10 protein-coding genes and 1 other annotated feature (1 of these 11 running past the window's edge) are annotated in these 14365 nt (G+C 47.8%); of the genes, 5 read left to right on the plus strand and 5 right to left on the minus strand.

All coding sequences use genetic code 11. The features are described 5' to 3' along the window. Positions 1–164: a binding site (T-box leader), on the plus strand; it begins 58 nt to the left of the window's first position. A 59-nt stretch (positions 165–223) separates the two neighbouring features. Then, complete coding sequence (locus KNO76_RS04470; protein ID WP_214882971.1) at positions 224–2875, plus strand: valine--tRNA ligase; 2652 nt, start codon at positions 224–226, stop codon at positions 2873–2875. 92 nt (positions 2876–2967) lie between these two features. Beyond that, positions 2968–3699: a hypothetical protein gene (locus tag KNO76_RS04475; protein WP_214882973.1), complete on the plus strand. Its 732-nt coding sequence runs from the start codon at positions 2968–2970 to the stop codon at positions 3697–3699. Positions 3700–3779: 80 nt separating this feature from the next. Here KNO76_RS04475 and KNO76_RS04480 read toward each other — a convergent pair whose 3' ends face one another. Next, positions 3780–4235, minus strand: a complete 456-nt coding sequence (locus tag KNO76_RS04480; RefSeq protein ID WP_214882977.1) for an ASCH domain-containing protein — start codon at positions 4233–4235, stop codon at positions 3780–3782. Between the two features lie 91 nt (positions 4236–4326). Then, complete coding sequence (locus KNO76_RS04485; protein WP_214882981.1) at positions 4327–5763, minus strand: protein adenylyltransferase SelO; 1437 nt, start codon at positions 5761–5763, stop codon at positions 4327–4329. Between the two features lie 109 nt (positions 5764–5872). On the opposite strand from KNO76_RS04485, the gene KNO76_RS04490 reads away from it, so the two are divergent. The 3 genes from KNO76_RS04490 to KNO76_RS04500 all read left to right on the plus strand — a co-directional run bounded on the left by KNO76_RS04490 (position 5873) and on the right by KNO76_RS04500 (position 11596). Next, positions 5873–7075 carry a bifunctional folylpolyglutamate synthase/dihydrofolate synthase gene (locus KNO76_RS04490; protein ID WP_214882984.1) on the plus strand — a complete coding sequence of 401 codons (1203 nt, stop codon included), beginning with the start codon at positions 5873–5875 and terminating at the stop codon, positions 7073–7075. Between the two features lie 92 nt (positions 7076–7167). Next, positions 7168–10929, plus strand: coding sequence for a DUF5057 domain-containing protein (locus tag KNO76_RS04495; RefSeq protein ID WP_214882988.1), 3762 nt, complete (start codon positions 7168–7170; stop codon positions 10927–10929). Positions 10930–10951: 22 nt separating this feature from the next. Then, complete coding sequence (locus KNO76_RS04500) at positions 10952–11596, plus strand: hypothetical protein (protein ID WP_214882990.1); 645 nt, start codon at positions 10952–10954, stop codon at positions 11594–11596. Between the two features lie 46 nt (positions 11597–11642). On the opposite strand, the gene KNO76_RS04505 is transcribed toward KNO76_RS04500, so the two are convergent. From KNO76_RS04505 to KNO76_RS04515, 3 genes are read right to left on the minus strand one after another with little or no spacing between them, the layout of a single operon-like run. Beyond that, the gene (locus tag KNO76_RS04505; RefSeq protein ID WP_214882993.1) at positions 11643–13292 is read right to left on the minus strand and encodes a hypothetical protein; all 1650 of its coding nucleotides are present in this window, start codon (positions 13290–13292) and stop codon (positions 11643–11645) included. A gap of 16 nt (positions 13293–13308) precedes the next feature. Then, positions 13309–13872, minus strand: a complete 564-nt coding sequence (locus KNO76_RS04510; protein ID WP_251127878.1) for a prepilin-type N-terminal cleavage/methylation domain-containing protein — start codon at positions 13870–13872, stop codon at positions 13309–13311. After that, complete coding sequence (locus KNO76_RS04515) at positions 13820–14275, minus strand: type IV pilus modification PilV family protein (RefSeq protein ID WP_026826499.1); 456 nt, start codon at positions 14273–14275, stop codon at positions 13820–13822. Before KNO76_RS04515 ends, KNO76_RS04510 begins: the two co-directional genes overlap by 53 nt. Positions 14276–14365 lie beyond the last annotated feature (90 nt).

Below are 14365 nucleotides of genomic sequence, written 5' to 3' on the forward strand. Positions count from 1 at the left end.
TTGGTGAAAGGTTGCGAGGGATGGACGCGGAAGTCGCCTCGGAGCTGACTTTCTGAATGGAGTAGGAAAGTTCGGTCTATCGACCGTTATTCGATTTTGAGTGCGCCACTTTGTTGGCGAACTAAGGTGGTACCGCGGAAGATTCGGCTTCTTTCGTCCTTAGCGTATAGGACGAGAGAAGCCGTTTTTTGTGTTCACCAATAAGATAGAGGAGGCGCTACACATGGCCCATGAGACAAATGAAATCACCATGCCGACGAAGTACGACCCAAGTGCGACGGAATCGAAATGGTACGACTACTGGTTAGAGAACGATGTATTTAAAGCAGACGAGGACGATTCGAAACAACCGTACACGATCGTCATCCCGCCACCGAACGTTACGGGGAAACTTCACCTCGGTCACGCTTGGGACACGACGCTTCAAGACTTGTTGACACGCCTCAAGCGTATGCAAGGTTATGACGTGCTCTGGCTCCCAGGGATGGACCATGCCGGGATCGCCACACAAGCGAAAGTCGAGCAAAAGCTCCGTGAAGAAGGCGTCATGCGTTACGACCTCGGACGTGAAAAGTTCCTCGAGAAGACGTGGGAGTGGAAAGACGAGTACGCGAAGACGATTCGCGACCAATGGTCAAAACTTGGACTCGGCCTCGACTACTCGCGTGAACGTTTTACACTTGACGAAGGGCTCTCAAAAGCCGTTCAAGAAGTATTCGTCCGTCTTTATGAAAAAGGCTTGATCTACCGTGGCGAATATATCGTCAACTGGGACCCGGCTCAAAAGACGGCCGTTTCAGATATCGAGGTTATTTACCAAGAAGTCGAGGGTGCGTTCTATCACATGAAGTATCCACTCGCTGACGGATCTGGTCACATCGAAATCGCGACAACACGTCCCGAGACGATGCTCGGTGATACAGCGGTTGCCGTGAACCCGAAAGATGAGCGTTACACACACCTCATCGGCAAGACGATCATGCTTCCCGTCATGAACCGTGAGATTCCAATCGTTGCGGACGACTACGTCGACATGGAATTCGGTACAGGTTGCGTGAAAATCACACCGGCGCATGATCCGAACGACTTTGAAATCGGGAATCGACATGAACTTCCACGCATCCTCGTCATGGACGAAGGCGGGAAGATGAACGAGAACGCAGGCATTTATGAAGGGCTTGACCGCTTCGAATGCCGGAAGCAACTCGTCAAAGACCTAGAGGCGGACGGCACACTCGTGAAGATTGAGCCGCACACGCACTCGGTCGGACACTCAGAGCGTTCTGGCGCAGTCATCGAGCCATACCTTTCGAAACAATGGTTCGTTGACATGGAGCCACTCTCGAAAACGGCACTCGAGGCACAAGGAAACGACGAAACGAAAGTCAACTTCGTCCCAGAACGCTTCGAAGGCACATACCTTCGTTGGATGGAGAACATCCGCGACTGGTGTATCAGCCGTCAACTTTGGTGGGGCCACCGCATCCCGGCTTGGTACCATAACGAGACAGGAGAAGTGTATGTAGGGAAAGAAGCGCCAGCGGACAGTAAGAACTGGACACAAGACGAGGACGTCCTCGACACATGGTTCTCGTCAGCACTCTGGCCGTTCTCAACGATGGGTTGGCCGGATACGGACGCACCGGACTTCAACCGTTACTTCCCGACGAGCGCACTCGTTACAGGTTATGACATCATCTTCTTCTGGGTATCACGCATGATCTTCCAATCACTCGAGTTCACAGGGAAGCAACCGTTCAACGATGTGCTCATCCACGGTCTCATCCGTGACTCGGAAGGGCGCAAGATGTCGAAATCACTCGGAAACGGCGTTGACCCGATGGAAGTCATCGACCAATACGGAGCGGATTCACTTCGCTGGTTCCTCCTCACAGGATCGACACCAGGGAACGACCTTCGTTTCTATTGGGAGAAGATTGAGTCGACGTGGAACTTCTCGAACAAGATTTGGAACGCGAGCCGTTTCGCCCTCATGAACATGGACGGACTCAAAGTGGAAGACATCGACCTCACGGGTGAGAAGACGCTTGCTGACAAGTGGATTTTGACTCGTTTGAACGACACGATCGATCAAGTGACTCGTCTCGTCGACAAATACGAGTTTGGTGAAGCCGGTCGTTACTTGTACAACTTCATCTGGGAAGAGTTCTGTAACTGGTACATCGAGATGGCGAAACTCACGCTCTATGGTGAGGACGAAGCAGCGAAGCACACGACACGTTCGGTCCTCGCGCATACGCTCGATTCGATCATGCGTCTCATGCACCCGTTCATGCCGTTCCTCACAGAGGAAATCTGGCAGCACTTGCCGCACGAAGGCGATTCAATCGTTCGTGCAAGCTACCCGACACGTCGTGACGACCTTCACTTTGCGGATTCGGTTCCAGCGTTTGAAGCGGTGATGAACGTCATCCGTTCGGTTCGTAACATCCGTGCCGAAGTGAACGCACCGATGTCGAAAACGATCCAGCTCTTCATCTCGACGAGCGACGATACGACACAAGGTTACTTGAGCGCGAACGAAATGACGATCGGCAAGTTCACGAACGCGACAGAGCTTGAAATCGGACGTGGTCTCACGGCTCCGGATAAGTCGATGTCAGCGATCATGACAGGAGCGGAGCTCTTCATCCCGCTCGCAGACTTGATCAACTTCGAAGAAGAAATCGCCCGTCTTGAAAAAGAAGTGGCGAAGTATGAGAAAGAAGTCGAGCGCGTGCAGAAGAAACTCGGAAACCAAGGCTTCATCGCCAAGGCGCCGGCTCACGTCATCGACGAAGAGAAAGCAAAAGAAAAAGACTACCTCGACAAGCGTGACGCGGTCCGCGCCCGTTTGGAAGAGTTGCGTAAGTAAGACATGAACCTTCTCTGGAGATTGATTCTCCATAGAAGGTTTTTTTATGTTTTGGTAGAATTTGGAGAGATGGATGGAAAAGGGGATATGAGATGAGACGAATCGGGATAATAGGTGTTCTTGTATTAGGATTGGCCAGGTGTACGCCGTCAGAAGAGATGGAGTTTGTCGAGACAGGTGGAGAGGAAATTGAAACGAGTGAATGGGTAGGGACGCTGGTTGAAGACGTACCAAAAGGCACCGAATCGCTATCAGATGCGGTGGTTCAACAAATCACGCTTCAATATAAGGACGGATCAGAAGGACACCTTTCTAAAAACGATGTCATCTATGAGACGACAGTTGGAAATATCGGTCTGATCGCGCTTGGTCACCCGGATCAAACACCATCCTTCGGGGTATATCACTATTCACGTGACAAGGAATGGGTCATGCACGGGATGAAGCACTTTGGGATAGCTGAAGTTTCTGAAAAAACACAACATGGTTTGGCGCTCCCACAAGATTCGATGTACATAATCGATAGTGAAATTGATGATAGTGAACGACCTGTAAAACTGTGGACTTTGTATGATGAGACGCAATTGGTCACCATTTTGATGACCGACGCATTCAGTGTAGGGGATGGGGAGTCGATCAATCAGAATGCCGATGGGGCGGAGCGGTATCGATTGAACCAGCCAAGTGGGAATGGATTATACTACATCAGCCAAGACAAACTGATTCTTGTGACGGGAAATGTCTCGGAAGAAGAGTTGTTGACACTCGTTGACTCTCTACCGGATCCTTCGTCCGAATCATTCCCGTTCCATAATTCGAAATAAAGAGCAGCCCGAGCGTCAAGAGTGACGTTCGGGTCTTTATCAAAAATTTATTCTTCACTCGAGGTCATCTTCCCGTTCGATCACTCTTTTTCATTGAATCGGTCCACGACAATAAAGCGTTCACAGACAATGTTCATGTTTGGTGCAAAAGACATTTGATACGAACCGAGTAGTTCACCAAAGAATCGTTCATGATTATCCCACCATTCTTTGTATGTTCCTTCACCTTCAGCTAATGCAAACGCTTCGGATACCTTATTCATCGCCTGAATCGTGACTTCGGTCGTTTGAATGATGGCCATGGGTTGATCTGCTGCATCGAGAACGATAGCGTACTGTCCGATGTAAGGGAGTGGTTCATTCTCAATCTCATAAAGCATATATGCAGAACATGTTGCGGTTTTCTTTCCAGAGACGACTAGTTCTGCTAACGCATTTGCGTCATCACCAAATTGAAACGCTTCGACTTCGGTCAGCGGGTGAAATTTACTTTTTTCCAAATATTTATTCCAATAAGCGAGTGTCATTTCATTCATCATGATCATTTCCTTTCAAATAAGAACACCTCATCGTACGTATGAGCGAAAAATAAGTTTCAAAAAAACCATCTCGCGAATGCGAAATGATTCACGTGCCACAAAACGTTTGATACGGATATGTTCGTGGTGGACCTGCCGATACGTATTCAGACGGATAGTCGTAGTTATACGGGTCACGCAAAATGGTGAGTAGCGCCTCGGTCGGACCGAAGTCACCGCACTCTGCTGCTTGAATCGCTTTTTCAACATGATGATTTCGGGGAATGACGGCCGGATTATATTGGCACATGATTCGACTGACGTCCTCGTCCGGGAGACCTTGCTCACTCAGGCGTTTACGCCAAGCACCAAGCCACGCCTTCCCGTCTTCAAGGGTTGCGAATGGGAGCGAATCGATCTCACCGAGCGTTAACGAGCGGAACGTATTCGTATAATCTGCCTCCGTTTCTACCATCAATCGAAGCAGTTCATCCGTTAGCGCATCGTCTCCGTCTTTTCGGACGAATAGGCCAATCTTATGCGCGAGTCCAGTGAAATACGCTTCTTTATACAACTCGGTATAACGGGTGAGCTGTTTGTTCGCCACATCGACCGCTTCCTCTTTCGTCTCGCCAAGAAGCGGCAGCAATGTCTCTGCCAGTCGGGCGAGGTTCCAAGACCCGATATATGGTTGGTTCGCATAGGCGTAACGTCCGTCTCGGTCAATCGAGCTGAAGACCGTCTCCGGATGATACGTGTCCATGAACGCGCACGGTCCGTAATCGAGACCTTCTCCGCTGATGAACATATTGTCCGTATTCATCACCCCATGAATGAAACCGACAAGTTGCCAGTTGGCAATCAGTCTCGCCTGTCTTTCGACGACGCGTCCGAGGAACTGTTCATAGCGATTCGGTGCATCAATCAAGTCTGGGTCGTGTCGTTTGATTGCTACTTCAGTAAGAGCGATGACGTCATCGATGGAGCCGGCGCCTGCTGCGAATTGAAATGTTCCGACACGAAGATGGCTTGAAGCGACCCGAGTCAGGATGGCCCCGTGTTTTGGACCTTGACGCATGATGGCTTCCCCTGTCTGAACGACGGCGAGCGCACGGTTCGTCGGGATGCAGAGAGCATGCATCGCCTCGCTCATGATGAACTCGCGTACCATCGGCCCGAGTGCGGCCCGTCCGTCTCCCCCTCTAGAATACTCTGTCGGTCCGGATCCCTTCAGTTGCACATCGACACGTTTCCCATTCGGAGTCACATGTTCTCCGAGCATGAGTGCGCGTCCGTCCCCGAGCATCGTCAAGTTGCCGAATTGGTGTCCGGCGTATGCTTGAGAGAAAGACGTCTCGGTTTGACGATTGCCGGCAAGTAAAGCGATGTCTTGTTTGAGTGTTTCCGCATCAAGGCCGAGCGAAGCGGCTAATGAATCGTTAAACAAGACGAGTGTCGGGTTGTCGACCGGATGGATGGGTCCACGTTCGTAAAAAATATCACGTAGTTCGAGGTACGTCGCCTCGAAGTTCCAGTCAGTTGTCATGGCGCATGCCTCCTTCTTCGCTTCGAGTATAGCACAGACTGTTTTCCATAACGGCTGTCATGAATTTTGATAAGATGAAACAGAAGTGTAAACAGTAGGAGTGTGGAAGATGAAGACGAAACAAGACGTATTCGATTGGTTGAGTGGACAGCTTCGCTTCGGGATCAAACCGGGTCTTAAGCGGATGAGCTGGATGATTGAGCAGTTAGGGTTAGAAGAACGCCCATCGATCCATGTGGCCGGGACGAACGGAAAAGGGTCGACCGTCGCGTTTTTACGGGCGATGGCGATGGAGAACGGTTTATCCGTCGGTACATTCACATCCCCTTACATCGTTCAGTTCGAGGAGCGGATCATGTTGAACGGCGAACCGATTCCTGAAGAGGCGCTCGTCGATGTGGCGAACCGTGTCAAAGTTTGTGCGGACGAAGCGCCGGAGACGTTGACGGAATTCGAGCTATTGACGATGATGGCATGGTGCTATTTTGATGACACACATCCTGCCCTGATCATTTGGGAAGTCGGTCTTGGGGGACGACTCGATTCGACCAATGTGTTGACACATCCACTTGCGACCGTCGTGACGTCGATCGGACATGATCATCAAGGCATTCTCGGCGATACGCTTGAAGAGATTGCGATGGAGAAGTATGGCATCATGAAACGCGGTGTGCCGATGTTCCATAGTGTCGAGAAGGACCAGTTGATTGAGTTGTTGCAAAAAAAAGGTGAGGCCTTAGATGCACAAATTCATGACGCACGTGCGCTCGTGACTAAGATTGAAGACGGGGCAGAGACAGTCGTGACATATCAAGCCATGCCACCTGTCGTGCTCGGATTGACAGGGCATCATCAGGCCTATAACGGGGCATGCGCCGTGGCGGTGGCACGTCACCTCGGTTGGAAGGAAGAAGCCATTCAATCGGGTCTCGAGCGAACGCAACACCCGGGACGATATGAGCTCGTATCAAAACGACCGCGTATTATTTTAGATGGGGCACATAATCAGGAAGGCATCGAGGCATTAGTTTTACAAGCTAAACAAGAGACAGACGTGACCGTGCTGACCGCCATTTTAGAGGATAAAGACCGCGATACGATGGTTCGTTCACTTCAACAAGTCGGAGATGTATATGAGACGACGTTTGACTTTCCACGTGCGAGAACGAAAGCCCAACTAGAAAAAGATGGGGCGTGCTTTGTCGAATGGAAAGCGTGGCTACGGAAGTGGGTCGAGTCGCCGACAAGCGAGACGTTGATCGTGACCGGGTCTCTTTATTTCATCAGTGAAGTGAGACGTTTCTTGAGCTAAAACATTTACCTGATGTCAAAGAAATAGATGTATATTTTTTCAAGGGGGTGGGATAATTAGTAGTGAAGACTAAAAATAGGGAGGACTATACATTGCGTAAAATCATGCATGTGGCCATAATCTTCATTTTACTATTTTCGTTCGTCCCTCAAAGCAAGTTTGTAGAGGCGCAGGAATTACCGAAATATAAAGTACTATATTTAAGAGATGCGTATACAGCAAGCAATGTATTGACTCAAGATGCTTTAGAAACGGCGATTGACTCGTATAAAAAGACATTAGTAAACGATTTGAATACATTGAATAAGTTAGAGATCGATTTTTTAACGGTTAAACAATTCAATGCGACTCGTTTCCCGATGGATGGAGCTTACGATGCGATTGTATTGGCAAGTAGCCCACTTGGTGAAAATGAAAAGTATCAAGAAGCACTTAATAAAGTGAATAAAATAAAAAGTACATCGAATCGTAATACTGAACATAATACGACGACGATTTTAAATGATTTAACAGATTTAAAGTTCGATGAGATTACAGAATTTTACGTAAAAACAGGGTTACCGGTATACCTTCATAAAGATTTGTTGCTCGGTGGAGAAAATGTAAAAAAAATAGCCGCATTCAAAGAGTATGCCAACGTCAAACAGTTTGATACGGACGGGGCGCTGATCAATCAATTAGTCAATCAATCGAGCATTCGTCCATTGTTGTCGAATGTTGACGTGACGTATAATCAACAACCGCTTGTGAATCAAACGGTACAAATCAAAAACAATGATCGAAAGCCGTTTCAGTTCAACTATCAATTTGTAAACCCACCAACTTCAAGCACGATTGTAGAATTATACATTGATTTTAATCACAACGATCGCTTTGATGCTGAAGATAAGGTGAGAGAAGTAGTCGCAAATTCAACGAATCAACTCGAGTTTCTATTATCTCGACCTACGTATACCGGTCCGAAGAATTGGATGATTGTTGCTAAAGATACAGTAACCGGGCGTAAAGATTATAAAAAGGGGACGTTCCTCTATATCGATCAAAAAGTAGAAGCAAACATCTTGCAACTAACTGCAGGAACAGCGAGTAAAGGAAAAATTTCTGACTACTTGTCAAATATGCTGACAGACAGTAACGGTCAATATCAATTCACGTTAAATAATGGAACAACCAGTGATTTTCAACTAGGTAAGTTCGATCAAGGTTTGAATAATAATACGTATGATATGTTGATTTTTGGTTTTCAGGATTCTTATAACACACAAGGTAGCATGAACGTTGCGGCTACTTCCAAAGTAAAGACGTTCTCAGAAACGGGACAAGGAGTCATGTTGACCCATGATACAATTTTCCGTTCCGGTGGTGGGAACTCTGCCACTTCGGAGTGGGAACGTCAGTTTGTCAATTCAGACTCCACAAAGAATATTTCAGGACAAAAAATCTATACGAATATGGGTTATGGTGCACCGCAAGTTACTCAGGTGATTGAAAAAGTGCAGGATGGAATTTTCACTTCATATCCATATGCTTTGAATGATGAGCCTAAAAAGATCTCAAAAACGCACAACCAATATTTCACGCTTGATTTGAATGACCCTGAAGTTACACCTTGGTACAACTTGTCTTCGGATAATTCTAGTAAGGAACGGTCATATGGAGATGCGAGTAACCATTACTACACGTACACGAAAAATAACTTCACCTATTCGGGCGCGGGTCACACGAATCAGTTTTCAGTTCAAGACGAGAAAAAAATCTTTATCAATACGATGTATCGCGCTTTTATCGGGGCGAACCACAAACCTTATAATGTGATCGAATCAGTCAGCGATTCTACAAACTCATACACTTCTTCCGACATAGAAGCTGGAGTAGTTGAAGTGACTGCTGGCAAAGATGTCAAGTTGATGTGGCGTCCGAGTGACTATGACTTCCAAGACTTATTTTTGAATTCAACAATCACATACAACGGAAAGTCGGTAGCATTTGAAGAATTGCAAAACTATGAAGTCAAAGAGTTCACGATTCCTGCAGCGGACGTTGTCGCAAACCGACCGATTGAAGTGAAAATCGAGACGTCCGATCAACGGAATGCCAAAGTGATTGATACGTTCACGATTAACGTAAAACGTGCGGAGAATGTATCGGACTTGATTCAAGTGTCCCGTTCGATTGATCCTTCGACCATCAACTTGTTTGAGACGGGAACGATTCGATACCAAGTTCAATATCCAGAACAATTTGATCGATCGAAAGACCAAAAGGGTGACAAGTTCCTGCGGATTGATTCGACGACCTTCACAGAGAAGTTGCCAAAACAACTTGAAATCGTTGCGATTCGTGATGGAAATGGAACAGACTATCCGGTCACGAATCTAAATGAAATCAATCTAGAGTTAAAACCGAATCTGTATTACGAGCGACACGGGAACTCGAACGTATTTCTCCCGAACGAGAGTGGTGACCGGACTGTGACGTTTGAAGTAGTTGTCCGTGCCATCGAGTCTTCTTCCTCGCTCATTCAACTGAAAAAAGCGGATAACCAATTGACGACATTGATTGAGTATGCGAAGAAGCAAGGTCATAATTTAGATAAGCACAACGACTGGGATAAGGAGCAGATCGTTCACTCTTCGTTCCCTGATTTATTGATCAATATTGGGGCACCGTATGCGTACGGTGCGAAGATCCCGAACGTCACACTGCAAATTGGTGCACAACAGATTGTCAGTCCGACCATCACCGATGCAAAAGGGGATCCTTATTCAAACCCGAAATGGAAAAGCTTGAAATGGGAAATCATCGATGCGAACGGTGTCGCCAAACTTGTCTCACAAGGAAACAATGCGATTGTGACCGGACTGAAGACAGGAACTGCCACGTTACGGTTGACGATTGATCCAGGTGATGGGAAACCACGTGTCGTAGCGGAGTCGAACGTAAAGGTCATCAGCCCGCCTGAACAGCTTACCGTTCAGTCAAAAGAACTGTATGTCGGTCAAGCGACTACCGTGACACCAAAAGTCATGCCGGAAACGGCACAGTACAAGTCGGTTCGTTATGTCGTTGAATCCGGTGACAGTGTCCGCTTCGAACAGGACGGAAACAACCTGAAAATCGTTGGATTAAAACCAGGGATGACTCAATTCAAGGCGACTGTTGACGTCGGTGACTTTTTCAGTGGGTTAAATATCGCTGCACCTAGTACTGTCTTTACAATCAATGTCACGGCACCATCCTTGAGCCAAACACCGAGCCAACTCGACTTGTGGGTATGGGATAGTGTGGACGAAGAAAAACGAGTGAATGAAGTCGCGACGATTCAAGTGACCTCATCACCAAGTGTAACCATCCCGCTTGAACGAATCGGGACCACCCCGTCGGCTTTGACGGTCACCGAAAGTGCGACCGGATACCAATTACGTGCCAATCATGGATATGGAAATAACGGGATCGTTACGGACATTCCGATTCAGACAACATTTAATGACAATGCCTTACGGAACATTCGTTCAAACATTTCAATCGTACGTGTCAACGAATATCCGAACCAATTGATGTCAAAAGACATGACGATTAATATCGGTGAAGGAATGGCACCACGGCCACCGCTTCTCGAGTACTGGCCGAGGACCTCGACTTGGCGTGATTATCAGATGGAGATTGTGTCTGGTGAAGAATTTGTTCAAGTCAGTGCGTCAGGAAAAAAGTTGATTCCAGTGAAACCGGGTGTGGCCAAAGTGGAAGTATATACAACTCTCCCGGCTGGAAAACCGTTTGAAGCCGTGAAGGACACGTTTTATGTACGCATCATCCAAACGAATGCCTCAGGACAGGATGATGACCGTTATTAAGTGAATGGCAGAAAGTTGGCGAATGATGAATCGCAAGCGAATAATGATTGGCATCACCGGATTGATTCTCGTGATTGGATTGGGAGGGCTCCTGTACTGGAGTCAATCCCAACCCGAGCTTTCACAGTTATCCGGTGACGATTTAGTAAAAGAAGTGAATCAACGCTCTTCGGTAACAGAAGAAGAATTGACAGATTTACAGGCAAGAGAGGAATGGAAGGCCGTCCGACTTGTTCTAGAAGACAAAAAAGTTGTGCCGACAGCCGAGCAATTTGCGACGGCGGTGACTACTGCACCGATGGACGTGATTGAAGCGTATTTCGAGCAAGGGCTCGACCCGTTTGAAGAAGTGGAAGGGATGCCGATCATCACGCCTTTGTTCAGCGCAAACGGCAGTCCCGAGCAATGGGAGCTCGCCATACGTTATGTCGAGGATGAGCGACTTCTCGGGATTGCTGTCGACTCGTTGAATCTTGAGGCAGTCAAACATCTCCTCGATCAGGGCTATCCGATTCAAGATGACGAATCGGTGTTATTGCAGCCGGTCCGTCATAACCAGGTCGAGTTGACTCGACTGCTGCTCGACAACGGTGCGAAGTGGACCAATGCTATGGAACAGACGGCCAAAGACTACAACTCGGACCTCATTCTAAAGATGGGGAACTAAAAAAATCGGTTTCTTCTCAATCAGAGAGGAAGCCGATTTTTTGAATTCATTTCAATTGAACGGGGTGACTGACGAAGAACTGAAGTTGATTCGTGACCGGTAATGTTTCGAGTTGATTAAACACGGAATCGTTATACGTCAGTTTTAACCGAGAATGGATAGCTTCTTGGCGAGGGATTTGTTGGTCGAAGTTCTCAGCAGGGCTTAAGCCGTTGCCCCCATTAAATTCCCCTCTGAAGACGTTCACTTCGAGTGGTCCCTTACTGTATAGACCCCCGTTGACTTCGAGGATAGAGCCGACCGCATAGACATAGGTCGGTTCGTTCGAGTCACTATACATGAACGCCTGGAGCGTCGTCGGTGTGTCATCAAACTCGTTGATTCGGTTCAATAAGATCTTTCCTTTTGACAAGAGGATGAGGGAGTTCCCTTTCTCTGCATCGATTGGAAGGATATTGGCACGGTCGATGAAGGTGTCGCCGAGCGTGTAGACAGTTGAACTGAATGACACATTGCCTTTAATGGTCAAATTTCCCCGCACGATTAATGGGCGCGCAATCGTCAGTTTGTTAAGTGATTCAATCACGACATCTCCATCGAATAGGAGCGGGGCGTTCGATTCGGTAATGGACTCGGTGACGTACATGGCACGATCAGAAATGGTAGTAGGCAATGTCAAAATGGTCGGATCCGTTAAAGCGTTATAGGCATCCGCCCGTAAATATGAAGTCGGTCGTTCGATGATTGAAGAGCCGTCTTCCGACAATACCCGTTCGAGCTCGAATACTCGATTCGTCGAGGCAATCAGCCCTTCATCAAAGATTTTCGAGTTGACGTTGTTCGTGAAGGTGAGGGGTGTGTCGAGTCGACGATTCAAAAATTCAATGATCGAATAGTCATATTGGAACGGGGAGAAGCGACTTGGGGACACCCCAAAGTCCGCTTTTTCACCAGCCTGTTCCGTACCTGCCGTGAAATAGTTTTCTTGTTGACAACTTAAGCAGTCGTTCAACTGCAACAAATCAATTCGACCGTCTAAATGAAGTCTGCTTGTATCCACATTATCGATTTGCTTGGGCACGCCATCTAATTGAAAGTTAGCCTTACGCATGAAGGAAAGCGGACCACCTGAATAGATATTTCCTTGAACCGTCGGCATACCATTCACGTTTAACTGTTGGTCGGACCCGAGGACGTAGTATAAAAAGGACGGGAGCGCCGTCAAATACAGATCTTGCGTGTATTCGACCGCGAGCACGGGCTGTTCCGGGTTCACTTGACGCGATGCCGTGACATTCACTTGAAGAATCATCGTGAACGGCGCCGTCTGAATGGTGGTATCCGTCGCATCTTTCTTCAGTTCGATCGAGTAGCGGACCTCGCTATCTGTCGTCAAAGCTGTAAACGGTTCGTCATTGATAATGAGAGACTGTATCTTGTTATTGAATGCAGTTTCGGACTCCATATGGATAGGGACTTCCGCTTCACCGTGGAGCGGGAACTGGGTCCGGACCTCGTCGGCGATGAGACGGAGCGCGCTTTTCGCATCTTCATTCAATTGGGTATCTTCCGTCCGGATGACTGTCAGTTTGTTCGTCGATAAATTCACTTGCATAGCAGCGAGCGACAAGACGGCGAGAGCCGCCATCGTCACGAGGACGAGCACGAGGACGTACCCGTCTTCACGTTTTTGCATCGGGATGCCTCCTTTCTTAAAATGGGATTGAGCTTTCAAATGTGGTCACTGAATCAGAATCGTTCGTCTGGGTCAAATCCATTTCGATTTCAATCAGACCTCCCGTCGTATATGTGGGGCGTCGGGGATCGAATACCGGATCTTTCAATTGAATCGTCAACCGTTCAACTGTGATTTGCGGATTGGATGGGGTGAACGATTCCTCTGAGAGCACCAAATCGGTCGGAACGTATCCCGCCTCTCGGTAAATCATTCCGGCCTCTGAGATGCCTGGTGCAGATAACCGATAAAATTGGAACGTGCCGCCCACTTCCGTCACCGCATCGAATTCGGTCCGGTTCACGTCGGAGAGGACCGAGGCAATCAAATAATCCGCCTCACTGCGGAGTTCGCTCGTTTCGTTCGTCATTTGAAAACCGAGCGTGCCCGTGATGAAAGCCGTAATGATGACTCCGCTTAAGATCGAAGCGACGACGACGGTGACAAGCAACTCGACGAGTGTGAAGCCGTCTTCTCGTTTCTTTATCTCAGTCAGTTGTCGGGACAGCCGTTTCAGGGAACGGTTCGCGCAATGTCGCATTCGATATGACTCCTTTCAAGGTGACGGGTGTTTGTAATCGGTCGGTCGTCACCGAGATTTCGACCTCGATCGTGTGTCCGGGTGCGGTGGATAACGATTGAATCGTTGCGACATACGTATCCCCATGAATCCGCGTATCTTCGCAGAAGTCGCATGTGAGGCTGATGCCGTCCCGATTCAATAATTGACGTAGCTCGAGCGGTTGATCGACGGAAGCCGCCCGCCGATTCAACGTATGTAGTGTGTTTTGCGCCACTTGGTTCGCAATCGTTTGATTGAGACTATCGTGGGTCGTCTTCAAGCTTTGACTAAAAATGGTAAGTAGAGAAAATGAGACAATTGATAGAACGACGATGGAGACGAGTACTTCTACGAGCGTAAAACCTTTTTCGGAATGCGACAAGACATTGACCTCCTATTCAAAAAAGTAAAACATTCGGTAAATAACGTATGAAATACTGAATTAAATGTTATTTTTTGTACAATACATATT

Source organism: Exiguobacterium sp. s101 (assembly GCF_018617835.1).
Taxonomy (GTDB): Bacteria; Bacillota; Bacilli; order Exiguobacteriales; family Exiguobacteriaceae; genus Exiguobacterium; species Exiguobacterium marinum.

Bases quoted from the DNA above. Each gene is read 5' to 3' on its own strand.
- KNO76_RS04470 (WP_214882971.1), top strand. From the start codon at position 224: ATGGCCCATGAGACAAATGAAATCACCATGCCGACGAAGTACGACCCA.
- KNO76_RS04475 (WP_214882973.1), top strand. From the start codon at position 2,968: ATGAGACGAATCGGGATAATAGGTGTTCTTGTATTAGGATTGGCCAGG.
- KNO76_RS04480 (WP_214882977.1), bottom strand. From the start codon at position 4,235: ATGAATGAAATGACACTCGCTTATTGGAATAAATATTTGGAAAAAAGT.
- KNO76_RS04485 (WP_214882981.1), bottom strand. From the start codon at position 5,763: ATGACAACTGACTGGAACTTCGAGGCGACGTACCTCGAACTACGTGAT.
- KNO76_RS04490 (WP_214882984.1), top strand. From the start codon at position 5,873: ATGAAGACGAAACAAGACGTATTCGATTGGTTGAGTGGACAGCTTCGC.
- KNO76_RS04500 (WP_214882990.1), top strand. From the start codon at position 10,952: ATGATGAATCGCAAGCGAATAATGATTGGCATCACCGGATTGATTCTC.
- KNO76_RS04505 (WP_214882993.1), bottom strand. From the start codon at position 13,292: ATGCAAAAACGTGAAGACGGGTACGTCCTCGTGCTCGTCCTCGTGACG.
- KNO76_RS04510 (WP_251127878.1), bottom strand. From the start codon at position 13,872: ATGCGACATTGCGCGAACCGTTCCCTGAAACGGCTGTCCCGACAACTG.